This window comes from Paenibacillus sp. MAHUQ-45 (assembly GCF_058133325.1).
Genome location: NZ_JBYUPV010000003.1, coordinates 271,451 through 295,845, shown reverse-complemented (window position 1 = coordinate 295,845; position 24,395 = coordinate 271,451). Strand labels below are relative to the sequence as shown.

20 protein-coding genes, 1 pseudogene and 1 riboswitch are annotated in these 24,395 nt (G+C 49.2%); of the genes and pseudogenes, 5 read left to right on the top strand and 16 right to left on the bottom strand.

What is annotated here, in order from left to right:
• Positions 1-152: 152 nt before the first annotated feature.
• The 8 genes from AC3Y23_RS08650 to AC3Y23_RS08615 form a co-directional block, all read right to left on the bottom strand.
• A complete protein-coding gene (locus tag AC3Y23_RS08650) occupies positions 153-791 on the bottom strand; it encodes an HD domain-containing protein (RefSeq protein WP_379197716.1) in 639 nt (212 codons plus the stop codon).
• A 346-nt stretch (positions 792-1,137) separates the two neighbouring features.
• Positions 1,138-3,096, bottom strand: a complete 1,959-nt coding sequence (locus AC3Y23_RS08645) for an ABC1 kinase family protein (RefSeq protein ID WP_379197714.1) — start codon at positions 3,094-3,096, stop codon at positions 1,138-1,140.
• A 122-nt stretch (positions 3,097-3,218) separates the two neighbouring features.
• Positions 3,219-3,380 carry a hypothetical protein gene (locus AC3Y23_RS08640; protein ID WP_379197712.1) on the bottom strand — a complete coding sequence of 54 codons (162 nt, stop codon included), beginning with the start codon at positions 3,378-3,380 and terminating at the stop codon, positions 3,219-3,221.
• A gap of 56 nt (positions 3,381-3,436) precedes the next feature.
• A complete protein-coding gene (locus AC3Y23_RS08635) occupies positions 3,437-4,771 on the bottom strand; it encodes a voltage-gated chloride channel family protein (protein WP_379197710.1) in 1,335 nt (444 codons plus the stop codon).
• 63 nt (positions 4,772-4,834) lie between these two features.
• A riboswitch (Fluoride riboswitch) is annotated at positions 4,835-4,898 on the bottom strand.
• A 54-nt stretch (positions 4,899-4,952) separates the two neighbouring features.
• Positions 4,953-5,591, bottom strand: a complete 639-nt coding sequence (locus AC3Y23_RS08630) for an ABC-2 transporter permease (RefSeq protein ID WP_379197708.1) — start codon at positions 5,589-5,591, stop codon at positions 4,953-4,955.
• A complete protein-coding gene (locus AC3Y23_RS08625; protein ID WP_379197706.1) occupies positions 5,584-6,453 on the bottom strand; it encodes an ABC transporter ATP-binding protein in 870 nt (289 codons plus the stop codon). The genes AC3Y23_RS08630 and AC3Y23_RS08625 overlap by 8 nt, the downstream gene beginning before the upstream one ends.
• Positions 6,450-6,830 (bottom strand): GntR family transcriptional regulator, encoded by a 381-nt coding sequence (locus AC3Y23_RS08620; protein WP_379197704.1) that lies wholly within the window; start codon positions 6,828-6,830, stop codon positions 6,450-6,452. Before AC3Y23_RS08620 ends, AC3Y23_RS08625 begins: the two co-directional genes overlap by 4 nt.
• A 74-nt stretch (positions 6,831-6,904) precedes the next feature.
• Positions 6,905-8,044, bottom strand: coding sequence for an MGDG synthase family glycosyltransferase (locus tag AC3Y23_RS08615; protein WP_379197701.1), 1,140 nt, complete (start codon positions 8,042-8,044; stop codon positions 6,905-6,907).
• A gap of 211 nt (positions 8,045-8,255) precedes the next feature.
• Here AC3Y23_RS08615 and AC3Y23_RS08610 point away from each other — a divergent pair, with 211 nt between their 5' ends.
• The gene (locus AC3Y23_RS08610) at positions 8,256-9,644 is read left to right on the top strand and encodes a hypothetical protein (protein ID WP_379197699.1); all 1,389 of its coding nucleotides are present in this window, start codon (positions 8,256-8,258) and stop codon (positions 9,642-9,644) included.
• A gap of 3 nt (positions 9,645-9,647) precedes the next feature.
• Here AC3Y23_RS08610 and AC3Y23_RS08605 read toward each other — a convergent pair whose 3' ends face one another.
• Positions 9,648-10,328, bottom strand: a complete 681-nt coding sequence (locus tag AC3Y23_RS08605) for a succinylglutamate desuccinylase/aspartoacylase family protein (protein ID WP_379197697.1) — start codon at positions 10,326-10,328, stop codon at positions 9,648-9,650.
• A gap of 379 nt (positions 10,329-10,707) precedes the next feature.
• Between AC3Y23_RS08605 and AC3Y23_RS08600 the strand changes: the two are divergent.
• A pseudogene (locus AC3Y23_RS08600) lies at positions 10,708-11,130 on the top strand (C40 family peptidase); the annotation flags it as partial.
• Between the two features lie 323 nt (positions 11,131-11,453).
• Here the strand turns inward: AC3Y23_RS08600 and AC3Y23_RS08595 are convergent.
• The 3 genes from AC3Y23_RS08595 to AC3Y23_RS08585 form a co-directional block, all read right to left on the bottom strand.
• On the bottom strand, positions 11,454-12,845 hold the full coding sequence (locus AC3Y23_RS08595; RefSeq protein WP_379197696.1) for a sensor histidine kinase: 1,392 nt from the start codon (positions 12,843-12,845) through the stop codon (positions 11,454-11,456).
• Positions 12,845-13,543: a response regulator transcription factor gene (locus AC3Y23_RS08590; RefSeq protein WP_379197695.1), complete on the bottom strand. Its 699-nt coding sequence runs from the start codon at positions 13,541-13,543 to the stop codon at positions 12,845-12,847. Before AC3Y23_RS08590 ends, AC3Y23_RS08595 begins: the two co-directional genes overlap by 1 nt.
• Before the next feature lie 105 nt (positions 13,544-13,648).
• Positions 13,649-14,947, bottom strand: coding sequence for an alpha-glucosidase/alpha-galactosidase (locus AC3Y23_RS08585; protein WP_379197692.1), 1,299 nt, complete (start codon positions 14,945-14,947; stop codon positions 13,649-13,651).
• 257 nt (positions 14,948-15,204) lie between these two features.
• Here AC3Y23_RS08585 and AC3Y23_RS08580 point away from each other — a divergent pair, with 257 nt between their 5' ends.
• From AC3Y23_RS08580 to AC3Y23_RS08570, 3 genes are all read left to right on the top strand, one after another.
• Positions 15,205-16,074: a helix-turn-helix domain-containing protein gene (locus AC3Y23_RS08580; protein WP_379197691.1), complete on the top strand. Its 870-nt coding sequence runs from the start codon at positions 15,205-15,207 to the stop codon at positions 16,072-16,074.
• A 92-nt stretch (positions 16,075-16,166) separates the two neighbouring features.
• Entirely contained in the window at positions 16,167-16,532 is a 366-nt protein-coding gene (locus AC3Y23_RS08575) for a hypothetical protein (protein ID WP_379197689.1), read from the top strand.
• 247 nt (positions 16,533-16,779) lie between these two features.
• Positions 16,780-17,550, top strand: a complete 771-nt coding sequence (locus AC3Y23_RS08570; protein ID WP_379197687.1) for a GNAT family N-acetyltransferase — start codon at positions 16,780-16,782, stop codon at positions 17,548-17,550.
• A gap of 124 nt (positions 17,551-17,674) precedes the next feature.
• Here the strand turns inward: AC3Y23_RS08570 and AC3Y23_RS08565 are convergent, their stop codons facing one another.
• The 4 genes from AC3Y23_RS08565 to AC3Y23_RS08550 form a co-directional block, all read right to left on the bottom strand.
• Positions 17,675-19,873, bottom strand: a complete 2,199-nt coding sequence (locus AC3Y23_RS08565) for a DEAD/DEAH box helicase (RefSeq protein ID WP_379197685.1) — start codon at positions 19,871-19,873, stop codon at positions 17,675-17,677.
• Complete coding sequence (locus AC3Y23_RS08560) at positions 19,870-21,189, bottom strand: ATP-binding protein (RefSeq protein ID WP_379197683.1); 1,320 nt, start codon at positions 21,187-21,189, stop codon at positions 19,870-19,872. Before AC3Y23_RS08560 ends, AC3Y23_RS08565 begins: the two co-directional genes overlap by 4 nt.
• 8 nt (positions 21,190-21,197) lie before the next feature.
• Entirely contained in the window at positions 21,198-22,985 is a 1,788-nt protein-coding gene (locus AC3Y23_RS08555; protein ID WP_379197681.1) for a TerB N-terminal domain-containing protein, read from the bottom strand.
• 123 nt (positions 22,986-23,108) lie between these two features.
• Positions 23,109-24,311: an MFS transporter gene (locus AC3Y23_RS08550; RefSeq protein WP_379198558.1), complete on the bottom strand. Its 1,203-nt coding sequence runs from the start codon at positions 24,309-24,311 to the stop codon at positions 23,109-23,111.
• Between the last annotated feature and the right edge of the window lie 84 nt (positions 24,312-24,395).

The following is a 24,395-nucleotide window of genomic DNA, read 5'->3' as shown; positions in this document are numbered from 1 at the left end:
GTGCTTTAGGTTTATAGTGAATATGGAATTGTTACTTTATAACCAGCTACTTAGCAACTAAACTCTATCGATGAAATAACATCTCAGAAGAATGTAACTTAACAGGGGTGCCTCACCCAGCCGTATATAGGCTGAGGAGACACCCTGTTGTTTTATTCCTGCCAAGGCGAATGCAGCACACAATCGCAGAAGTTTGTCGGCTTAAAGCCAGGTAACAGCAGACCGCAAACATCGGCCTTGATATTGCCGAAGGTCGTTTCCGGTTTATGCTTGAAGCCTTCCAGGAAGGCTGGTAGAATTCGGTTTTTGAAGTTGTTTCGCGGGTAAGCTGTCGTCACCTGACTCCGCACTTCTTCCGTCAAGGCTTCAAAGTTCTCACCCATCACATCGTAACCAACTCCCGAATAGATCAAAGCCACTTCCGGCTCCTTGTACTGAGCCACTCCGATGGTAGTATGCAGCGCAATCGCGTCCCATACAAGCCGGATCGATTCGTCCGGTACACCATTCTGCTGCAGATAGCTGCGAGCGGCGTTCGCACCGTCCACCTCAAAGCGCTTGTCCGGGCTGCTATAGTGCTTGGTCAGCCCCAGATCATGGAATAGTGCACTGATATAGAGCAGCTCAGGATCGTATTTCATGTTCGCTTGCTTGCCTTGTAAAGCGCCGAACAAGTATACGCGGTGCGAGTGATTCCAGAGCAGCTCATCGCCGTGCTCACGCAGCAGTTCTGCGGCGCCAAGCGCCAGCTTGCTGTCGGGGATTTTAATATCTGCAATATTTGTGGACATAACAATTCCTCCTAGAAGTAATGAATGATTGGCTACGAGTTCATTGTATTTCCTTACAATCAATTCATAAATATTATCGATTCTATGATTATGATTATTTTTATCTATGATACTTTATTAAAAAAAGAACCCAATAACATTGCGATCACAGTTCGCAGCATCATGAGTTCCCTTTTAGTCATTCTTTATTTATTTCTTTATTTATTTCTTTATTTATTTCTTTATTTATTTCTTTATTTCCTTATCTCCTTAATCCTTAACTTCTCAACACCTCAACTTCTTAATCCCTTAATCTCTAAATCCTTAAACTCTAAATCCCTAATCTCCTAAATTCCCTACTCCCGCTCTACTCCTGCACCTGCTTCAAATTCCGCACCGTATGAATCGCAACGCGAATCAACAGTACCGCGCTGATCAAAACACCGGTATATCCGAAAATCTCCACTATGCCAATCTCTTTCGCCTCAGAATCTCTCCCCAAGCTCAGCAGACCAACGGAAATCCCTCCGATCGCTGTCCCCACAAAAGCAAGCAGTGCTTGCGAGATCCACTTAGTTACGAATGCCGTATTGGCTTTATCTGCGAAAAAGCTGACCTTGAAGGAAACATCGCCTTTCTCCAGCATTGACCCGAGCTGATCGATTCGCCGGGGTAGCCGGCGGATGACGGGAAGCATCTCCAGCAATTCATTCGTCACTGTCTGCTTCAAATCTGTGGAATTACTGACCGGAAGAAATTCAGCGGATTGCTCTCTGGCAAAACGTCGTGCTTCCTCCATCAGGTTAAAAGCAGGATTTAATTGCATCATGGTACCTTCTAGTGTAATCAATGAGCGGAAAGCCCCTGCGACATTAGGATAGAATGTAAAGCCAAACTCACCAATCAAGCGAAACAGTCCTTGAATAAACGCATCCGAGCTTCCGGCGACATTATAAGCCGTCTGAACCAGCAGCTGGCTGAGCGCTTGCTCCAGGCCTGACTGATCAATATCTTGCTTTGGCTCGACAAGCTGCAACAGTCCATCCATGATAATATAAGCGCTCTGCTGCTCGAATCCAATGAGCAATCGTTTTAGCGCATCCAACTGCAGTGTTCCCAGCCGCCCGACAGAACCAAAATCCAGCAAAGCGGGGGTTCCATCATTCAGAATATAGACATTGCCAGGATGAGGATCGGCATGGAAAATCCCCTTCACGAAAATTTGCTCCAGCATGCAATCGAAAATCCGCTGTTGAACCTCCACCCGGTCGATGCCGCGCTCATCCAGAATGGCGGTACCACTCTTAACACTGACACCCTCCATATATTCCATGACGAGGATCTTGGCGTTGCTGAACTCACGATAGACGTATGGAATCTTCACCTTGGAGGGACTATCCGTCAATGAAGCTGTGACTTGCGCAAAATTGCGGGCCTCAATGCGAAAATCCGTCTCTTCCTTCATCGCTACAGCGAATCCCTTCGCCAAATCAAGGAAGCCGATATTTCGGGCCCAAGCAGACTTCTTAGAAATCCAGGCCGCAAAGCGCACTAAGATGTCTAAGTCTCGATCTAGCTTGGTAACAATGTCGGGACGAAGCAACTTTACGACCACGTTCTGTCCCTTCTCCCGCAATATAGCGCGGTGAACCTGCCCGATCGAAGCCGCAGCGAGCGGCTCTATCTCAAACTGTTGGAAGATTTCCTCTTGCGGCTGATTTAGCTCTTTAGCTAATATCTCCTCTACCTGTGCTGTCGTCAAACGAGCGACGTTCTCTTGCAGATGCGACAACTCCTCAATGATTGCCGGGGGTAGAAGATCGGACCGTGTCGACAATACTTGACCGAACTTAATGAAAAATCCACCGCAATTCTCCAGCGTTTTGCGAAGAGATACAGCGAGTTTTTGATCGTTAACCGGTGAACGCTTGATCGCCAGGTTTTTGCCGACACCGTGCCGAAGTGCGATCATTAGCACCTGAATGTATCTGCGTTGTCTGCGCCACCAGGCAGAGAGCCTCCGAAACGGATTTTTCGTGTCAGCTAGCCGTTCGCCCCGTTCCCCGAGCGGGATTGGATCAAAGATTTCGAACAAGAGATAGAAAAGCAGCGAGACAATGACCATGCTGAGCAACCACAGCCACCCATCCGTCCCAAAATGATCGAGGCTGCGTCCGCGCAAATAGCCGTACCAATATACCGAAGATGTCACGATCACGCTAAATAGCGAAGCCATTACCTGCTTCATAAAGCTGATGTTCGTGCCAATCAATCGTCCGATAATAAAGGACATAATAACCGCTAATAAAAAATACTGAGAATACATTAATTCACTCCTCTGAGTAAAGGCTCGTCCTATTATTATACAATATTTTGGCACGGACATTGATTCCATGGGGACAGCAGAAACAAAATAAAACCCCCGCTAGTTAAGCAGGGGCTTGCAAGTTATTTTCCGCCTGTGAAAGGATTGATCTCATTCGTAAGATCTCTCCCTGCTTTCTTCTCTTCAGCAGATATACGTTTTCCAACAGCAACAAAGGACCAGGCTAACGGGCCAACAAATGCAATGATAACACCAATCACTAAAAGAAAACTCATGATTACCATCACCATCCTCTTCATAATAATAACATTTTATTCCTTATTAGTGAATGGGTTGCATATTAATCTTCATCCCGCTTCTCGTGCTTCGCCTTAGCTAATTCTTTAACCCTAGCAAGAGTAGTCCCTTCCGGCACCGAGATCAAATGGCTTTTAGAGACACCGATCAATTGTGAGGTATAAATCCCCGTATGACCAGAGAAGAGATAGCTCACGACACAGGCCATAAACATATAGATGGCTCCGCCAGATCCAAACAACTCAATCCCCATCAGGAAGCAAGCGATCGGTGTATTCGTCGCACCGCAGAACACTGCGATAAAACCGAGTGAAGCCAGAAAAGGACCATACATATGCAGCAGACCGGCCAAAGTATGACCAAGGGTCGCGCCGATCGCAAACAGCGGCGTTACCTCTCCCCCCTGGAACCCCGTACCCAGAGTTAAAGAGGTGAAGAGCAGTTTCCAGAGAAATGCGAATGGAGAGACTTCTCCTTGAAAAGAATCCGCGATTAGCGGGAGCCCAAGACCCAGATAATCCCTAGACCCGACGAGGTATACCAGGGCAATTATAATGACCCCTCCCAGTGCGCTTTTTACCATCGGATTCTTGATTAACAATGTAAAATGCTTTTTCAAAAAATGTGTAAGCTGACTGAAAAGCATGCCGACCAGCCCGAAGATGAGTGATGCCAGCAGCACCTTTAACACAACCAGGAAGCCTAGTGCAGGAAATTCGCTGACGGCGTAATGAATATGATGCACCTTCCACAGCCTCGTGGCGATCAGATCACCGACAAAGCTGGCTGCGAAGCAAGGTAGCAGGGCCTGGTGGCTGATCACTCCAAGCGCAATTACTTCCAGACCAAATAATGTTCCAGCCAGTGGTGTGCCAAAAATAGAACCAAAGCCCCCGCTGATCCCGCACATTAACAAGATTTTACGATCCAGCGGGCTAATCCGAATCCATCTGCCGAAGCTGTCGGCGAGACTGCCTCCCATCTGCACCGCAGTCCCCTCTCGCCCGGCAGAACCACCGAACAGATGGGTGACGAGCGTTCCGAATAATACAAGCGGCGCCATACGTAGGGGAATCGGTACTCCTCCGCTTTGGATATTTTCCAGGATCAAATTATTGCCCTTGGCACTGTCCTGACCATAGCGAAAATATAAATAGCTGACCAGCGCGCCCCCCAGCGGCAGCAAAAACAGCAGCCATGAATGCTCTATGCGCAGCGTCGTAACATAATCCAGACTTTTCAGGAACAACGCCGAGGCTGTCCCGGTAATAATGCCGACACAGCTCCCCAGGATGATCCATTTTACAACTGTGGTCCAGATGGCCAAGTGGGTTCTCTCACCGGCAAAAGCCATCCAGCGTTCTCGCCAATTCCTCATCGCGTCCATACTCCCATACCCCAGATTTATCCGATAACAAAACAGACTCCTACCAGCAAAACCTCACTGGTAGGAGTCATTAGTCCGCAAGAGACGGTTAATGGCGAACTCCATCGCCCGATTCATCTACACCCATATTAATGAAGAATATCCTGGAAGTCAAACGATAAATATGCGGAAGTTATACATCTTTTTGTTGGAAAATACGCAATGAAATCAAATAAGAGCATTCAATCAGGCTTATATAGAGTAATCCAGCGAAAAGGTAAATTAGCATGTGGTTGGAAAATATTCCTTCGGACCCCGTAGTCAGGGTATTCAACAGGCTAACCTGATTTTGAATGCTATTGGAGAGAAGAAGAACAGCCATCATAAAGACAATGTTCACGAACTGTGCTCCTTTGGCACCAAGCCAGTAGTTAATCGGCAAATAGATGGAGGCCAAAAGCGGAAAGATTGCTAGTGTTAAACAGATCTCCTGCCAAAAGGAAGCTGTCAATTGATGACCAGATAGCGTTGTAACCAGATAGAAGAGTAAGGTACTAATGGCACCGAACAAAGTGTAGGGCAGAATGGCTAGGTACTTGGCAAATACCAGTTCCTTTCTGCGAACAGGGAGGCTAACCAACAGCCGTTGAATTCGCAGTTGACTATCCTGTGTGCAGGAGTTGATCAGCAGTACCAAGGGGGGCAGTGTAGCTAGCATGCTGTAAAGCTCCAGATTCATCGTTGCCATCCAGATATAATAAGGAACCATGAATAGTAAGAATCTGCGAATCAACACAAAATCCTTGCGGATCAAGTGAATGGATTTATACATGTACCCCACCGCCTTTTACGGTAAAATACATGATCTCTTCCAGGCTCGGCGTTTCACAGATGGCAATATCTCCAAAATGCCTCTCCCCTTCCGCCCGATTGTTAAGTAGACCCTCAAAGCCATATGGTGTCTCCCGAATTCCGAGGAACCAGTTGCGGGTATCACGGTCCAGCAGTTCCCTCTCACCTTTGACAAGCAGGTATTTCTCCGGCAAGCTTTCCTTGCTCTCATGAAAGACTAATCTGCCGTCATTGATAAAGACGATGTAATCTGCAACCTTATCGAGGTCAGCGGTATTATGGGTGGAGAACAAAATTGACTTGTTTTCATCTTGGAGATGTTCTCCCAGCAGATCCAGTAGCTCTCTCCGGAATACCGGGTCCAGCCCTGAAGTTGGCTCATCCATGATCAGCAGATCGGCTCCGTGCGAAAGTGCCATGGCTAAAGAGAATTTTATTTTCATCCCCTTCGATAGATCTTTGATCTTCTTGCCAGGCGTTATCTTGAAAAGCTCCAGATACTTCTGGAAAGCCCCCTCATCCCACCGGCTGTAGAACGGGGCAATGATCTTCTTCATCTGCTTGACCGTTAAAGATTCGTAGAAATAATTCTCATCCGAGACATACCCGATCCGATCCTTCACCTCGGATGAATCCAGTGCATTACGTTTCCCGAATAGGGATATCTCACCCTCATCAGGGTGAATCATCCCCATGATCATCTGAATCAGTGTGGTCTTGCCTGCACCGTTAGGTCCGATTAAGCCAGTGATGTATCCCTGTTTGACTGAGAAGCTAAGGTCTTTCATGGCATAGTGATCGTAGTATTTGTTCACATTGCTTAACTGAATGACATCCCTCATCCGTTCTCCTCCTCAAAGAGCAACTTCATCATCTCTGTGATTTCGGCAAATTCAATCCCGAGCCCTCTGCTCTCCTCAATAATTTCCTTCATCTTAAGCTCTATCATCCGCAAGCGCTGTTCCCGAATATACTCCTGATCTGCTCCGGATACAAAAGAACCTTTACCGACAATGGAATTAATAAGGCCTTCCCGCTCCAATTCTTCATAAGCCCGCTTTGTAGTAATCACGCTGATTTGCAAGTCTTTGGCGAGCAGGCGAATAGAGGGCAACGGTGTTCCCGACAAGAGATCTCCCTGCAGGATCATCTGACGGATTTGCCGAACAATTTGCGCATAGATGGGCTCTCCTGAAGTGCCGGATATCACAATATTCATCGTTTACGTCACCAACATTTCTAGAGGTCTGTATTTAATGTATATATGTAATATATACATTAAATACACTGTTGTCAACGATGCACTGTTTGTTGCTCATCAGCCGCTTCCAGTGCATCCAGCACTTCAGTGACGATGACTTGGGAGGATTCTTTGCGTGTGAGGGCATGCATGGACAATTCCACTTCTTCCTGACCGGTCTTGATCTGAAGCTGGTGAAGATACTCGGCTAGCTGCTTCTCGTTATAAGCCGTATAGATCGCCTTTTGCCCAGACAGACTACGGGCATTGCCCTTCTCCTGCCCCGGTAGCGGACGGTAAACGATAACCGGCAAGGACTGGGAAAAGGCCTCTGTCAGCGTGATCGCTCCTGCCTTGGTCAGCAGCCCGGACGAAAGTGACATCAGCTCATGAATCTGGTCGGTGTACCCCTGAATGTGTACCCGATCATTCCACTGATGGCGACGTTCCAGGTTCAAACGCAGCTTATGGTTATTCCCGCAAAGGACGATAACGTCAAACTCGGAATGCTCTAATATGGTTCGAATGATCCGCTGAACATTCCCCAAGACGCCGTAAGCTCCTGCAGAGAGCAGTATATAACGTCTGCTGGCATGTAATCCGTGCTTGCGCAACAGTTCTGCGCGATCCGGAATCTTCTGGAATGCCTCCCGAATCGGGATGCCGCTGACTGTGATCGCTTGTGCAGGTACGCCTGATGCCAAAAGTGCTTCTTTTACACTATCTGAAGGTGCAAAGTACTTCCAAGTCGAGGGATGAATCCACCGCCCATGCAGGACATAATCCGTCAGCACGGTAAATATCGGAACTTGCATCCCGGCTTTTTCACTAAGCTCGGAAGCGGCCAAATAAGGAAACGTATGAATAATAACATCCGGCTTCAGACGCTTCAGAACCTCTTCAACCTTGCGTTTGCCCATGGAATGCAAAAAACGGCTAAGCGGCTGGCCCGGCTTCATCCGACTTGTCATATCGTACAGCATGCCGTAAAGACCGGGAGCATAAGCCGTGCTTTTCAAATAAAAGGTTCGAGAAACTGCATTCAGAAAAGGATGGACTTCCGCAAACAAATCAACAATATACACCTGCTCTACCCCGCGCGCTATAAAAGACTGCTGCAGCGCCTGCGCTGTCTTGGCATGACCATCTCCAAAAGCGGAGGATACGATAAGCACAACCGGATTTATTTTCATAAGAAGTCTCCTTTTTGGTATAGGCTCCTCTCCACTGTAAACCTTAATCATAAACGGACAATAAATACCGTATGTAAAATGTCAGAATATTAACCATTCCTTAGGGAAGTCACTGTATAGTAAGAGAAAAAGTGGAGAAGGAACTGATCTGATGAAGCCAAAAGCTACCCATATCTTATATTGTGTTCTAATTATAGGATTCATCTTGGTAATGATGCCCAAATATTCGTATAATGATCCGGATACTTTTTGGCATATTGAAGTGGGGCGTTATATGATTGAGCACGGTCAGGTGCTGCATCACGCTATACATACGTTTTACGGGGATAAACTGCCTTATGTACCGCATGAATTCGGATTCCAACTAATCGTTGCACCGCTGTATCAAGCGTTCGGTTGGCCGGGGATATACATACTGACTGCTGTGTGTTTGCTGCTGCTAATTCTGGGGCTACTCCGACTGGGACGAGTATCGCGCAAGGAACTGGGCCTAGCGGAGGACCATCCACTACTGTTACCATTTGTGCTGCTGATCAGTTGCTGGATTTATTATAATTATTTCAAGGGCAGGCCACAAATGATCTCTGCGTTTATGATTGTGTGGTTTTTTATTTACATGCGTGAATTTCAGATGGTTGCCAAAAAGAGATACGCAGCCGCTATGATCCTTCTGTCCTGTGCTATTGCCAATTTTCACGCGGGCGTATGGCTCGTCATCGCTGTGTTCACGGGAATGACGCTCCTGGAAGCGCTGATTGCCAAAAGACTGGACAGACGCCATATCGTCGTCTATGTACTTACCTGGCTTGCGGGTCTAGCCAACCCCGGCGGGCTAAAAAGTCTGCTGTTCATCCTGGCCGTCACCCAGAAGAACTTCAATCTGCTCATCAATGAATGGCAGCCAATTCAATTCAACAAGCTATTGAATCTTCCGATTCTGCTGCTCTTGTTGTTCTTTGCAGCTACATTGCCCTTTGCCTTGCAGCGCAAGCCGTTCCGGTTCTTCCTGATGCTCGGAATTCTGTATCTGGGTGTGTCCAATTTCAAGCAAAATTTATTCATGTGGCTGTTCATCCCTTATTTTGCCGCAGTGTTCTTCGAGGCACTTCCGAAGATGTCCAGGTTACGCAAGTTCACATATATGCCGGCACGAAAGACGCTCCTGCTCTACTTGACGCTGGGACTAGTCATCAATACCGCCTATATTTTTCTGGTTCCACCCGTGGTAGATGCTAAAAGCTATCCGGTCGACGAAATGACCTATATTCTTGATAAAACACCAGATGGTGTGCGCCCACGGGTACTCTCCCGCTACGGCTCATCTGGATACGTGATGTTCCGCGGCGGGGATATACTCTGTGACGGGAGACAGGACCCTTTTATCACCAAAGAATCGATAGGCGCCTTGGGCTGGACGGCCTTTGAACGCTCGATGCACGGGTTCTCAGAATACTTGCCGGAGATTGTCAAAGCCGATCATCCCGATTATGTCATTGTCCATAACGGCGTCTCCCGCAAACTTTACAGCGAATGGGTTAAAGATTTCGGACAGCCCGTGTATAAGGGAAGCTACGGGAGTGTATTTTCTTTTTTAGAGTAATAATCAAGTCGTTAACCCCGCATAGCGCAGAAATCGATTGATGATGCTCATCTGATAATGTACCCGGTCAGCATGCTTTAGACTCCAGCAGGTCTCTACAGTCACTGCCTTCGCCCCAAGCAATCGGGAGGCCGCCATCCTTGAAGTGCCAGACCGGGACCGCAGACGAATATTGAAACGCAAGGAGTCTACCCCTATAGTCCGGTTGATGCCTTTAAGAACATGGCGGACAGCAGGCACTGCCGGATTCCCCGGGCTGACGACCAAACTTTGACCCAACACACCCTTACTCCGCTGGGACAACCCGTTGGCTTCATGGAGATCAAGGTACCAGGATGGATGATGGCTGCGCATTAATCGACACAGAGATGAGGCCAGTGGATGGCTCGCAGCTCCATTGTTGGACCTGGGGAATCTGCGGTTCAGATCAGGTATTCCGCGGATTCGTTTGCGGTGTGCTTGTTTATTCAGAATCGGCACAATAATCAGGGTCCCCCGCTGGATACTTCTACTCCCCTGGCGGAGTTGATCGACTATCCGCTGTGCCGCTTTCATACTGGCTGTTTCATTTCCATGTATCCCTGCGACAATCATAAAGACAGGTCCCCGCTGACTTCCCTTGATAATATAATAAGGCGTGCTATAGGCTGAACTCGGCGCTAAGCTATGTTTTTCCACAATCACCGTTTCCCACCTCCTGATGAATTCGCCCTGTTCAGATACAGGAATAACACTATATTTCTATGCTTGTTTCCTTGCAGGGGGATGGACGAAACAGCAAAAAGACCCCGCCACCGCAGCTGTGGAGTGCGCAAGTCTTCTTGCTATAAGTCTGTCAATAAGAACAGGATGTGAAATTTCTCAGCGTACTCTAATAATCGCTCTGCACTGGTTGGGACACGCGAGATCCAAGGTTACATGGTAAGTTATGGTCATTTTAACTATGCTATGGTGTTGTCAGGCGAAACAGCCCACACAAAACCATAGGAGGTAATGTATGAGTAACCATAACAACCAACGTATCCGCAAGCTTTGTGTCGGTGTCAGCTTAGGGATTGCCCTAATGACTTCAGGCGTTGCCGTCTTGGACGGGTCCAGAACAGTCTATGCCGCATCGAGTCAGACTTCTGTAGCAGATAATATCATTGCAACCGGCTTGAAATTCCAAGGGACTCCTTATAAATTTGGAGCCAAGGCAGGAAATACAAGTTCCTTCGACTGCTCGTCTTTCACACAATACGTATTCAAACAGAACGGCATCACTCTTCCGCGTTCATCTTCACAGCAATCTACCGTAGGTACTTATGTACCAAGAAGTCAGCTACAACCGGGTGATCTCGTCTTCTTCTACTCCCCAATTCACCATGTAGCAATTTATATGGGTGATGGTAAGCTGCTGCATACTTATGGAAAAGGTGGTGTCACCGTCACCAATCTGAATTCCGGCTGGTGGGATTCACATTACACAACAGCTCGTCGTGTGCTGCCATCAAGCGGACAATCTACGTCCCATTCAGTTATGAATAGTAGTAATAGTAGTGATAGCAGTGATGGGGGTAATAGCAGTAGTAGCAATAGCAGTAGTAGCAATAGCAGTAATAGCAGTAATAGCAATAGCAGTAGTAGCAGTAATAGTGGTAATGGAGGCAACAGCAGTAAAGTCCGTAATAGCGGCAGTAGCATTAATAACAGTGATAACACAGTACAAGGTCTTTTGGATTACTTCACTAACTTAAAATAGACCACTATAATTCTAAAGCCACATCCTTGTATCCGGATGTGGCTTTGCCGCGGCTCGTTTATAGAAGCTTAACATCTGATCTCTCCCGAATCTTTTGCCGAACACCGAGTTGATCTTACAGGCAGCCTGACACTTACGGTTGTTCCCTCGCCTTCCACACTTTCAATCCAGATTAAGCCGTCATGCTCCTGCACAATAGATTTGGCAATCGGCAGACCGAGTCCGGTCCCTCCTGTCTTGCGGTGACGTGAATTGTCCACGCGATAGAACCGCTCGAAGACATGCTTGATCTCATCCTGCGGAATTCCGATTCCTCGATCCTTTACAGCAACCGTAACTTCCCCATCTTCTTGAGAGATAACAATATCCACCACTTGAGAACTGTATTTCTGTGCATTGTCCACCAAAATAATCAGCAGCTGTTCGATTTTATTGCGGTCCGCCTCTATATACTCCATTTCAGAATGCGCATGAAGCCGAATAATACGCTCGTTAATCAAATGGAAGCGGGCAATCACTAGCTCACAGACCTCCACCATATTCACCCGCTCCAGATTCAACATCGTGCTTTGCTGTGAGGAGGCTAGCATAAGTAATTGCTGGGTCATCTTGCGCATTCGCTTAGTTTCCTCATAGATCGACTGAATCGCCTCTTCTTGTACCGCCTGATCTTCAGTCCCCCATCGCTTCAGCATATTGGCATAGCCTTCAATAATCGTCAACATCGTATTCAGTTCATGGGAGGCATCGGACACAAATTGCTGCTGCTTCCAGAAGCTTTCTTCCAATCGTCCAATCATACGGTTAAAGGTCTCTGTCAGATCATACAACTCATCACGGGCAGAGCCCTGCAGAGGAATCGTGTTAAAGGTCAGGCTCTCTTCATTCTCTCGCATCGTCTGGATGCTTTTGGTGATGGGCTTCAGAATAGTCCGGGATACCAGCTTACCTGCTACCAGACATAGCAGAACAGCGATCAGTGACGAAATGCTAAGGATGGTTAGAAGATTTTGAATGCTGGCTTTCAGGCCATCCAGCTTCGCAGCAATTTCATACCCGCAAATGACTTTATTCTCTACCACGACCGGAATGTGTACGACCATCACTAGCTCAGCTTCCCGTTCCAGAAGCAGCCACTTCCGGTGCCTGGCATAATTGAAGGAAATGCCGCTTAGATTCATATCTCTGCCATGTGTAATTTCATAGACTTTATTGTTACGAAAATCGGATACACGGATATAGGTACTCTGCGTCAGGGAGCTTCGGAGCAGGAGCTCCTGTTCGGCCTCCGGGAGGCCGGCCGCCTTGTTCACAATCGGCTCCCATTTGCTCAGGATCAGTTCACTGGCGTTGCGAGTAGCATTCGTGATGTATAGACAGTAAACGGTGATATCGACAAACAGGAGAATACCAATGAGGACCAGGGAAGTAAGAAGGTTAATCCTCGTGCCGAGCTTCACTACTCTTCCTCCCGAATGCTGTATCCTATACCGCGGCTGGTCTTGATCAGTTTCTTCTTGTGACCCTTGTCGATCTTCTGCCGCAAATAACGGATGTACACATCCACTACATTCGTATCCCCCACAAACTCAAAATCCCAGACATCCTTGATGATCTGCTCCCTGCTCAAGACGTGATTCTTATGCTGTATCATATACACCAGCAGATCAAACTCCTTGGGTGTCAGTTCGATCCGCTGCTCTCCTCTAAATACATCCCTGGTCTGCTTATTGATCGTCAAATTATCCGCTTCGATAACAGGACTCTCTTCTGCCTGGAGCTGAGGATTCCCAGCCGGCGTGCGAATGTGTGCCCGAATTCTTGCCAGCAGTTCCTCAATCTCGAAAGGCTTCGTAATGTAGTCATTGGCCCCTTGGTCCAGTCCCGATACAATATCAGGTGTTGTATTGCGAGCGGTCACGAGAATAACCGGTGTAATCTCATCCGCCTTGCGCAATCTTCGCAGAACTTCAACTCCGTTCAGCCCCGGCATCATGATGTCCAGAATAATAATATCCCAAGACTGCCCAAGCGCCAGTTCTAGCCCGTCTCTACCATCATGAGCAACCTCAACCTCGTATCCCTCATGGGAAAGCTCGAGCTGAAGCAGCCGAGAGATCCGTTCTTCATCGTCAATGACCAGCACTGATTTCCCCATACCTGCACCTCCTACTTAAATAACATTGCCAGCAAAAAAATGGACAGGATTATTCCCGAATGGGAATAGTATCCTGTCCATGTGGCATTCTTATTCTTAAAAAGATTATTTGTACTCCGGCAGCCAATCTCCATGTGCTTCAATCAGATCATCACACATCGCAATGATATCATCCATCGACAGCTCAGCTGAGGTATGCGGGTCCAGCATGGCTGCATGATAGATATGTTCCTTCTTGCGTGTGATGGCTGCTTCAATCGTCAGCAATTGGGTATTGATATTAGTACGGTTCAGTGCTGCGCATTGAGGCGGAAGATCACCTACAAACGTTGGCGTAATGCCGCTGGCATCAACCAGACACGGAACTTCAACACAAGCTTCGCGCGGAAGGTTGGTAATCAGGCCGGTATTCATAACGTTGCCGCCGATCTTGAACGGCACATTCGTCTCGATTGCCTCCATGATGTAGGAAGCATACTCTGCGGAGCGTTCATGCTGAAGGCCCGGGTTATTGACCAGATCTTCCCGCATACTCTTCCAGTTTCCAATCTGCTCCACACACCGGCGTGGATATTCATCCAGCGGAATTTGGAAGCGCTCGATCAGCTCAGGATAGTTGCGCTTGATAAAATACGGGTGGTACTCTGCGTTGTGCTCGGATGATTCGGTGATATAATAACCGAATTTCAGCATCATCTCATAACGTACCATGTCATGGTGGTGCTCTTTCTGCTTCTCTGCCGCCCGGCGTTTAATTTCCGGGTACAAGTCCTCACCGTCCTTGGTCACTTCCAGTAACCAAGCCATATGGTTGATACCGGCAATCTTGCCCTGAACACCCTTATGATCCATGCCAAGATCCCTGAACAAATCCTGAATACAGTGCTGCACACTGTGACACAGACCAACGGTCTTTACGCCTCCGTACGTACTCATGACATTGGTCAGCACCGCCATCGGGTTCGTGTAGTTCATGAACAGCGCATCCGGGCAGACTTCGCGGATATCTGCGGCGAAATCCAGCATGACTGGAATCGTACGGAGGTTACGGAAAATCCCACCGATGCCAACTGTATCTGCAATGGTCTGACGAAGACCGTACTTCTTCGGAATTTCGAAATCAGTAATTGTACACGGATCGTAACCGCCTACCTGAATCGCATTGATTACATATTTGGCACCGCGTAGTGCTTCTTTGCGGTCGCTGTAGGCTTTGACTACGCAAGTCGATCCATGGGAAGATTTAATATTGTTCAGCATGTTCTCCGAGTCGGCAAGACGAACCGGATCAATATCAAACAAGGCCAACTCAAAGCCTTGCAGGGCAGGTGTTCTCATGCAGTCACCCAGTACGTTCTTGGCAAACACGGTGCTACCAGCACCGATAAATGTAATTTTGGACATATGAAATCCTCCTTCGAATGTTTACACTGAAGACTGCATTAATTATTTATTATGTTGCATTATAAGAAGTAATCCGCCTTAAAATGCAGTAATAGCAGGCATCCAGCGTTGCTCTTTTCAATATTTACTATAAATTAGCACGGTTCAATTGAGTATGGAGAAATACAAGAGACATATGGATTTTTGTTGCATGAAATTAGATTTGTTATAATGGTCTCTGGTTCTATTTTTAATTCTCCAGGAGGCGGCTTTACGTTATGAATCCAGAACATTCATATTATACATCCGGCTTTAACCTGATCCCGGACGAACCAGATTTGACCGTACTGTTCAGTGGTGAAGCATCACCGGTTCCCGGGCATAAGGTCGGTCCGTCTATCCACGATTATTATTTGATTCATACAGTCTTTGATGGAGAAGGCACCTTTCAAAGCGGAAGCGGGAAAATCCATCCCTGCAGTTCAGGAGATACTTTTATTATCTTTCCAGGCACTTTGTTCTGCTATCAGGCCGACACGCTCAATCCATGGTCTTACGCATGGGTCGGCCTTAGGGGCGATGCTGTCCCGGCACTGCTCAGCAGAGTCGGGATTACGAAAGAGCAGCCGGTCATTCACTCCGAACATTTGTCGGAACTAAATTATTTGTACGAGAAGACCCGGCTTTCCTTTTCACAATCACCATATCCGCAGTTGGAAAGTCTGGAGGCTTCCGGCTGGCTGCGTCTCCTCCTTCATCAGTTTGGCTATGATAACCGCAGTACACTGTCTGTTCCGTCTCAAGCGATGCCCAGCACGATCGACCGCCAGATCGATCAGGCCATCCGCTGGATTACCTTTGAGTACCATCAGCAGGTCAACATTGATCATATGGCCTTCTCCCTTGGCTATCACCGGGCTCACTTGTCCAAAGCCTTCAAAATCAGAACCGGGATGTCGCCTAAGCAATATTTGATGAAGGTACGTATGAACAAAGCCGAAGAACTGCTTCGCGGTCATCTGGCAATCGATCAAGTAGCCTCTTCTGTTGGTTTTAACGATGCACTGTACTTCTCCAAGCAGTTTCGCAAATGGAGCGGGATGTCGCCAAGTGAATACCGGGCGGAAAAACGCAATGAGGGAGGCTAAGAAGAACAGAAAGAAAATTTTCAGTAGCTTTCTGAAAAAAAGAAGAATAAAATTAAAGATAATTTTTAAAATACTGCTTAGGAGAGATTGACATGAAAAAAATATTTTTGGTACTTGTAACAGCACTGCTTGTAATTACAGCGGTTGGCTGTTCCTCCGGGACAAAAAAACAATTCGTCGGCAGCCCCGACTGGACTTCCAGATTTATCGTATGGGACGGCAAGCTGTATTCCTTTGATCTCAAGACAACTGCTGAGATTGAAAAAGAAGTCGGAAAAGTGGAGGAATTATCTAATGAAAAATCTCACACGTTTACCTCGGAGACCTTTTCCAATCACTTTGAAGTAGGCACGAAGGTGTACAAAGTCAGAAATGTGGAGACCGATGATGCCATTGCTGCGGAATTGGATGGCTTTTTCTATGAAGGGAAATATGCCGGAGACTATGTTAAAAAGTAACTATATAGATTGAACTTGAAAATATATATGAAGGGGAAAGTGGCGTAGGGGAATTTTGGAACTGTAGGAGCGAGAGCGACCGCCTTTGTCTGCAGATTTCTACCGCTATTAGCGGTTAAAATCAAGAAATCTGCAGACAACAGCGGCCGGAAGTCCAAACATTCTCTGGAGTCACGGCACATCCCAAAATAGGAAAATTACAAATTCAATCTATATAGCCATATATGAAGAGGGGAGCCTGACCACAATGGATCAGAGTGATACTATTCTAAACTATTTGCGTGAGCAACCGCTCAGGAATATCACCCTGCTCAAAATGGTGACGTATTTCAGCCATGTAATGAACTGCCACTACGTGGAGGGTCCGGAGGGACGGGGAGTCCTGCTGTTGTTGCCAGCCGAAGCCTATGCTTACGATCATCGTACTTACCCGGAAGCTGAGCTTATTGTGTTTATGGAATACAGCAGCCCCGCAGTGTTCCCCCATCTTCTTGCCTTGGTGCCAAAAGACGCCAAGCTTGTGTTCAAGCTTCAGGACGAGGCTTACCATGCGATATTGTCCAAGCATTTTTCATTGACTAAAGCCCGGGGATATATCACGTACACTACTCCTGCCAATCTGCCTATGGTTCCCGCACAGGAGGCCGTGCGGATAGAACTACTGGATAATCGCCTCTTGCCGTTATGGGAGGGAAATCACTACAGTCTGGAGGAAATACAAGAGTATTTCCGAAGTGGAGCGTTCTCTGTATCTATTTATGAGGGAGAGACGCCGCTAAGCACTTGTCTAGCCTTCCATAATGAAGACCAGGTGTGGGAGATCGGTGCGGTCTATACAGTGGAATCCGCGAGAGGTAAGGGATTAGCGCAGAAGGTCGTACAAACAGCCCTCTTCTATCTTCACCGGGACGAACGAATCCCGCGATATCATGTGCTTGAAACCAACCATCCCTCCATCCAGCTTGCCGAGTCGCTCGGACTAGTGCCCTGCGTTACCTTGGTACACTGGACGAACTAATCTCCGTATTACTCCTTACGGCCGCTTTTACAAATCTAAGCCATACATAAACAGGAGCAGTCCCGTTACTTGGATTGCTCCTGTTTTCTTTGCATTTATCTCGGTCAAAATCTCACCAGTACACTTATCGCGGCCGCCGCCACTGCTTTAGGACCTCAAGCAAACCTGAGAGATCCAGACCATCCAGCGAAAATGCTTTGCGCAGCAGATCATGCGGGATGAACTCGTCGTATTTACCCAGATACGGGGCCTCATCCGGGGCTAGCAGCCCGAGCGGGTCTTCCGTAGCCGCGCTTTCAGCGAGGATTTCTGCCTCCAGGGTCTCGGCATCCGTCTTTCCGGCAACTACCATGTAGTAAGGCTCCATCGGCACTATGGAACGAAGGTTAAGCGGGCCTTTAAGATTATTCTTCAGCAGTCGTTCAAGGGTGCGAAACTGACGGCTGCCCGCCCATGGCAGGATGAACATCGAATCCCCGCCAGCCGGAAGCACCGAGCGCTCCAGCAGGCCGCTTTCTTTGGCCAGTCGGCGAGCTCGTTCTAGTCTGGCTGCCGCGCTAGGCGCCAAATACGGGTACAGCGCCGTATCTGCCAGTACCTCCCGGATCTTGGTCATGATCCGGGTATGCACATCGCCACCAGCGCCCAGCCAGAGCGTGTCTACCTTGCCGCGTGAGGTTTTGACGTACACCGCCTTGTGACGGTTATCTACCTCCTCTACCTTCCACAGCTTACCAGCGAGTGTGAAGCAGTAGCCCGGTGGCGGTATCGTCGTAATGGAGCCGATCTCTTCCGTTCCGTTATAAACGACATGCTCTTCATCATCCTTGAACACCGCGTAGAAGCGGAAATTATTGACGATCTTCTCACCCGCCAGCCCGATCAAGAGACTGCCCTCATCCATCTTCTCAATCTGGCCCATACCAAGCATATATTCCATAAAAGCATCGTAATCCTCAGGTGCAATCTCCCTAAAGGACGGCAGGCTCAGCACTGCTTCTTTCAGATCTTCCGGTTCAGCTTCACCCATACTCTTCAGAATACTCATCGTCTGATGGTATAACAGCCCTACCGGCAGCTTCCGCACAGCCAGCGGCTCTACCCATTTCTCGCGCACATATAGCTCGATGACAGCGATCGCGCGCAGCAAACTCCAAGGCATCCGGGCGGGTAGCTGCGCCTCTTCGTCCTCTTCCTCCGGTGTGACGAAGATCATCTCGGAGGCGGCGTCGCCCCGCCGACCGGAACGCCCCAGCCGCTGCACGAAGCTCGCGCAGCTGTATGGCGCGCCGAGCTGGATTACCCGCTCCAGCTCGCCCAGGTCAATCCCAAGCTCCAGGGTCAAGGTTGCGGCGGCCACCGCCGGGCCCGGACCCTGCCTAAGTGCTGCTTCGGTTTCCTCCCTGAGCAGCGCCGAAATACTGCCATGGTGAACGTGAAAGACATCCCGTTCCCCGCGCTTCGCAGCGATCCGCCGCATCTCCAGGATCGCTGTCTCGGCATCGGTGCGGCTGTTCGTGAAGATCAGCGCTTTCTTTAAGTGGGTGTAGTCGTAGATGTAATCAAAATACGACTGCCGCGCCAGCTCAAGCTGCTCGGCCCCCTTCTCGTCCCTGGCGTCCGGGAACGAGAAATGCTCGACGCTTAGGCGGAGCTTCCGCCCGCCCTGCGGCGTCGAGACTTCAACGGGCTGGCGGGTTCCCGCCGCCAGCCACTTCGTCACGGACTCGTAGTCGCTGAGCGTCGCCGACAGTCCGATTCTCCGCGGCGAACAGCCGGCCATGCGCGAGATTCGCGCCAGCTGGCTAAGGACCTGGATGCCGCGATCACCGCCCATAAACGCATGCACTTCATCAATAATGATGAAGCGCAGATCATGGAAGAGGGCCGGAATGGCATTCGGCCGGTTCATCAACAGCCCTTCCAGCGATTCGGGAGTAATCTGGAGCACACCCGAGGGCTTCTGCATCAGCTTCGTTTTCTCAGCCTGGGGAACATCTCCATGCCAATGCCACACCGGGATTCCGCCCTCACGCAGCAGATCGTTCAGCCGTGTGAACTGATCGTTGATGAGCGCTTTGAGCGGCGCGATATATAAGATCCCTACAGAATCAGAGGGACGCTCGTATAACTCGGTCAGTGCCGGGAAGAAAGCCGCCTCTGTTTTGCCCGAAGCCGTACCCGACGCAATCAGCAGATGATTCGGCGTTTCGAACAATACCCGACAAGCGTCAACCTGGGCCTCGCGCAGGGTCTCCCAACGATTTTTATAAATAAATTCCTTAATAAAAGGGGCTAGACGATAAAAGGGATTCTCGCTCATAGCTCAAACTCCGCCAATAATGAGTCCATCTCGCTTTGTTCTGTCTCGTCAGCCTTGGCCTGTGTTTCACCCACCAGCTTCTCAAAGGACAGCTCCGGATGCTGGTGCAGCGAATGCAGCAGATCCATGAAATCACGTACGATCTCCCGTGGGGTCAGCAGCTCGTCCGCACCTAATCTGCCGACGGCTTCCTCCATGAAATGCACTAGCTGCTCCCGGCTCAGCGCCGAATCATATCCATAGTGCAGGGCATGAATATCGCGCAGTCGCTCCAGCAGAACAAGAATTTCTTCCGGTGAAAGCATCTCCAGACCGATGATTGGTCCTGTAAAGGTATTCAGCCCGGTTGCTGCATACCGGCCTGCCACGAGCCGGGAACGAAGGGCCTCATAGCTGAACAAGCCACGCCGTCCGTCCTCGACGAATTGTGGAGTCCCGCCAAGGAAGATCCCAAGATGCTCCGCCTTCCCCTGCATCGTGTCATTGAACATCGTCAGCAGCTTTTCATAATTGCTCTGCCGTGAAATACTATTCGTAATCTTGTACAAGTTAACACCTTCGTCAATAAACAGCAGTAGTCCCTTGTACCCGATAGCCGCGGTGAATTCCGCCCACAGCTTCATGTAATCGTACCAGTTGTCATCATCAATGATGACGCCAACACCGAGCGCTTTTCGGGCTTCGGTTCTTGTCGCGAATTCACCGCGCAGCCAACGGAGTGCGTCCTGCTTGAGATCATCATCGGCCAGCTTATGACCGTTCCAATAGGAGGCCAGAATTTTGGCAAAGTCAAAGCCGTGTACCAGTCCCCTCATCTCGGAAGCCACAGCATAGATCTGTTTCTCCACAGCTTCGCCAAGACCTTCATGGTCTGGGCCGTAGCCCTGTTCCCGCATCACAGTCTGCTGAAGCGACAGAATCCATTTCTGCAGCACAATCTCCAGCGCGCCACCATCCGGTCGGGTACGGGTCGACAGATGGCTCATCAGCTCACGATAGGTAGCCAGACCCTGTCCTTTCGTACCGACCAGCCGCCGCTCTGGAGAGAGGTCGGCATCTGCTACGACAAAATCCCGATCCATGGCATAATTGCGGATCATTTGTAATAAAAAGCTTTTGCCGCTACCAAACTTGCCTGTGATCAGCTTGAAGGCCGCTCCGCCCTCGGCAATGTTGTCCATATCACGTAAGATCGCTTCGATCTCCGGCCTGCGGCCAACAGCAATATGCTCGAGCCCGATCCGTGGCACAACACCTGCGGTCAGAGAGTTGACGAGCGCTGTCGTCATCCGTTTCGGTATTTTCAACTCGTTCATCCTGTGATTCACCTCTTCAAATATGAAAGCATAGGCACATACTCGGCTATAATCTCTTCTCCATCGATCAATAGATCGCCAAGCATGTCCATCGCGATATCGTTAATTTCGTCCATCAGCAGCTCGGCCATAGTACCGTTCGCCGCGGCCAGCTTTTGCACCTCATGCCAACCTTCGTCACCAGTTAGGGCCAGCACTGCATCCCGCTGAAGTGGAGTCAATGCCGCAGCAAAAGACACCCACTCCGAATCTTCGGCTGTCTCTTCAGTGCGAGAGGCTTCGTCTTTTGATGCGACCTTACTTACAGGGTTTACTTCACGCTCCAGAGCAGTAAAATCAGCAGTGACAGATGCTTTATGCTCGTTCCCCGTTATATTGCTCTTATCGTTGCTCTCATTTTCATATAACTTATCACTATCGTAGCTCTCTGCCTCGTACATCTTAACGCTCTCGCCATACCCCTCGTCCACATATCCCTTAGCCTTAGCGATCTTCGACCCGTCATTATTCCCCTCGCTACCTTCCAGGACTGCGTCATGGTCATCCACCGCCTCCGCTTCAGGCCAGACAGTAGCATCTACCTCTTCAGTATACCCCAAATCCTGTACGGTGAGCAGGGTACGAACAACGTCAGAGTCTGCTTGTAACCGTTCCAGCTTCTCCGTGTCAATGACAACTGCAGGTCCTTTTTCCTCTTGCTTCGCTTTATGGAACTCCCGCTGCAGGTACTGAGTAACCAGTTCTTCCATATCGGCATCCAGCTTGACACCCTTCAGCCTACCGCGAAAGCCCATCAAATCACGCAGTTTGTTCTCTGTCAACCGGAACAGGCGTGTTACGAGGCTACGCAGTGGAATGGACTTACTGATCCGAACAACCGGAACAAGCACAGAATAACCGTACAGCGAAATATCGTATACCGCACTGCGGAACAGATAGCGTTCTCTCAGCACTGGCGCCCCAGGTGGGAACATCTCCATCAGCGATTGTCCATGCTTACGCATCACGTAGGCATCGATCAAAGCTACAACCTTGGGAATATATAACTCAGCAGCTTCCTGGCCTTCACCGGTGTAGAACTTGGACTTGCTGATGTCATAGTCCGACATGAAGGTTAACACGGCAAAGCTCAGCTGTTCCCTGGCCGAAGAGAGACAGCGCATTAATTCCAGTTCGGCAAGGTCGCCCGCGAGTCCCCGGGAACGGGCAACTATCAGCGACAAAGGAACCTCCAGTTTATGTACGAAGGAAAAATCGGCAATCCAGCCGCCCATATACTGATCCAGCCGCTTGAACTTATCCCGATAGGCTTCCCATATCCGGCATAACTGTGTATAGCCATCCAGCGGATCATCCCAGCCTACACCATTAATCAATTCATACACATGCAGAAAAATATAAGACAAATCCGTAGCCGGATACCGCCCCTCACGGACCTCTCCACGCCAGAAGAAATACCATTTGCTCTGTGCCCCCGTCATATGACCGTAGTTCGGCCAGTAGCTCTTGAACGGCACGTAGAGTGTCGCCTCGCCCTTGACCGCTACAAGCTCCCGCGCCCGCTGCACGAACTCGCTCTCTGTCGTGGTCACAGGCTCCTGTGACTCCGCATCCCAAAGCTGCAGTTGTTCCGCAGCCTCCGGCAATTTCTGCTGCTTCTCCTCCGAGGCAGGGCGCTGCGGCTTCTTCAAGGCAGGTCGTTCCGGTACAGCTGGCTCCCGTGGCGGTATGGCTATGTTTTGCTCCGTGCTTTCCCATACCCATTCCGAAAAGTGCGGCTTCTTTCCGTTGCTCATCTGTTCTCCTCCTTTCTCTTGTCCCGGACTAATATTAGAAAAAACGGCCCTGTTCACTATCGTGAAAGAACCGTCTCCATGCTTACTCAAGGTCTTCTTGAAATGCGCTAAGCGCAGTCTGCTTTATTCCAGCTCGATCCCTTTGGTTTCTTTACCTAGCAACAACACCGCAACAGCACCTACGATGATGGTTGCGAAGAACAGCATAAAGATAGAGCTGATCTCTACGGATCGTGCTACCAGCATTCCGACTAGCAACGGGGCAATAATCCCCCCGATCCGTCCAAAGGAAGTAGCTAAGCCAGCCCCTGTCGAACGAACAGACGTTGGATACAACTCCGGCGTGTAAGCATACATGCCGCCCCAAGCACCAAGGTTAAAGAACGACAGGCAAATACCTGCAGCCATCAACATTCCTTCTGTCGTAGCGTTACCGAACCAGGCAGCGCTGACTGCCGTGAGCAGCAGATAAATCACCAGTACAAATTTACGGCCAAATTTCTCAATAAAGTAAGCGGCAGTGAAATAGCCTGGCAATTGGGCTAGTGTCATGATCAACACATATTCGAAGCTTTTAACCAGACTGAAGCCCTTGAGCACCATAACTGTAGGTAGCCACAAGAACATACCGTAATAAGAAAAGACCACCGTGAACCACAAAATCCAGAGCATGATCGTCGAACGACGATATTCCGATGACCAGACTGTAGCTATACGGCTCTTTAGAGAGACCGGCGCTTTCCGGATTTCTGCAAACCGCGGAGAGTCGTCAATCGCCCGGCGAAGATAAAGAGCATATAGGGCTGGAACGGCCCCAATTGCAAAGGCTACACGCCAACCGTGATCAGGAATTACGAAGAAGGCAATCAGTGCAGAAAGAATCCAGCCTAGTGCCCAGAAGCTCTCCAGCAGCACTACGGCACGGCCTCTCTCCTTGGCGGGCATGCTCTCTGATACCAGTGTAGAAGCTACTGGCAGCTCCCCACCAAGCCCAAATCCGGCTACGAACCGGAGAATACACAGGATGGCAAATCCTGAGGCAAAGGCGGACAAGCCGCTCGCCGCAGAGAAGATAACCAATGTCCATAGCAACACCGATTTACGTCCAAAGCGGTCCGCCAGGATTCCCGCTGCCGCTGCACCGACAGCCATTCCAATAGAGTTAATGCTAGTTAATAGTCCAATCTGCTCCGGCCCGAGCTTCCATTCCTTGGCCAATGCTGCAACGACAAAAGAAATCATACCGACGTCCATCGCGTCGAACATCCAGCTTAGTCCCGCGCTGAACAGCAGTTTGCGTTGCTTCGGATTCCGCAGCAGCGTCATTTGATTCACGCTTAAGCCCCCACTTTCCAATCTCTCGACTGTTAAATCTTACCCTGATTATTGCTCATACACATTTTAGAATCG

Bases quoted from the DNA above. Each gene is read 5' to 3' on its own strand.
- AC3Y23_RS08650 (WP_379197716.1), bottom strand. From the start codon at position 791: ATGTCCACAAATATTGCAGATATTAAAATCCCCGACAGCAAGCTGGCG.
- AC3Y23_RS08645 (WP_379197714.1), bottom strand. From the start codon at position 3,096: ATGTATTCTCAGTATTTTTTATTAGCGGTTATTATGTCCTTTATTATC.
- AC3Y23_RS08640 (WP_379197712.1), bottom strand. From the start codon at position 3,380: ATGGTAATCATGAGTTTTCTTTTAGTGATTGGTGTTATCATTGCATTT.
- AC3Y23_RS08635 (WP_379197710.1), bottom strand. From the start codon at position 4,771: ATGAGGAATTGGCGAGAACGCTGGATGGCTTTTGCCGGTGAGAGAACC.
- AC3Y23_RS08630 (WP_379197708.1), bottom strand. From the start codon at position 5,591: ATGTATAAATCCATTCACTTGATCCGCAAGGATTTTGTGTTGATTCGC.
- AC3Y23_RS08625 (WP_379197706.1), bottom strand. From the start codon at position 6,453: ATGAGGGATGTCATTCAGTTAAGCAATGTGAACAAATACTACGATCAC.
- AC3Y23_RS08620 (WP_379197704.1), bottom strand. From the start codon at position 6,830: ATGAATATTGTGATATCCGGCACTTCAGGAGAGCCCATCTATGCGCAA.
- AC3Y23_RS08615 (WP_379197701.1), bottom strand. From the start codon at position 8,044: ATGAAAATAAATCCGGTTGTGCTTATCGTATCCTCCGCTTTTGGAGAT.
- AC3Y23_RS08610 (WP_379197699.1), top strand. From the start codon at position 8,256: ATGATGCCCAAATATTCGTATAATGATCCGGATACTTTTTGGCATATT.
- AC3Y23_RS08590 (WP_379197695.1), bottom strand. From the start codon at position 13,543: ATGGGGAAATCAGTGCTGGTCATTGACGATGAAGAACGGATCTCTCGG.
- AC3Y23_RS08585 (WP_379197692.1), bottom strand. From the start codon at position 14,947: ATGTCCAAAATTACATTTATCGGTGCTGGTAGCACCGTGTTTGCCAAG.
- AC3Y23_RS08580 (WP_379197691.1), top strand. From the start codon at position 15,205: ATGAATCCAGAACATTCATATTATACATCCGGCTTTAACCTGATCCCG.
- AC3Y23_RS08575 (WP_379197689.1), top strand. From the start codon at position 16,167: ATGAAAAAAATATTTTTGGTACTTGTAACAGCACTGCTTGTAATTACA.
- AC3Y23_RS08570 (WP_379197687.1), top strand. From the start codon at position 16,780: ATGGATCAGAGTGATACTATTCTAAACTATTTGCGTGAGCAACCGCTC.
- AC3Y23_RS08565 (WP_379197685.1), bottom strand. From the start codon at position 19,873: ATGAGCGAGAATCCCTTTTATCGTCTAGCCCCTTTTATTAAGGAATTT.
- AC3Y23_RS08560 (WP_379197683.1), bottom strand. From the start codon at position 21,189: ATGAACGAGTTGAAAATACCGAAACGGATGACGACAGCGCTCGTCAAC.
- AC3Y23_RS08555 (WP_379197681.1), bottom strand. From the start codon at position 22,985: ATGAGCAACGGAAAGAAGCCGCACTTTTCGGAATGGGTATGGGAAAGC.
- AC3Y23_RS08550 (WP_379198558.1), bottom strand. From the start codon at position 24,311: ATGACGCTGCTGCGGAATCCGAAGCAACGCAAACTGCTGTTCAGCGCG.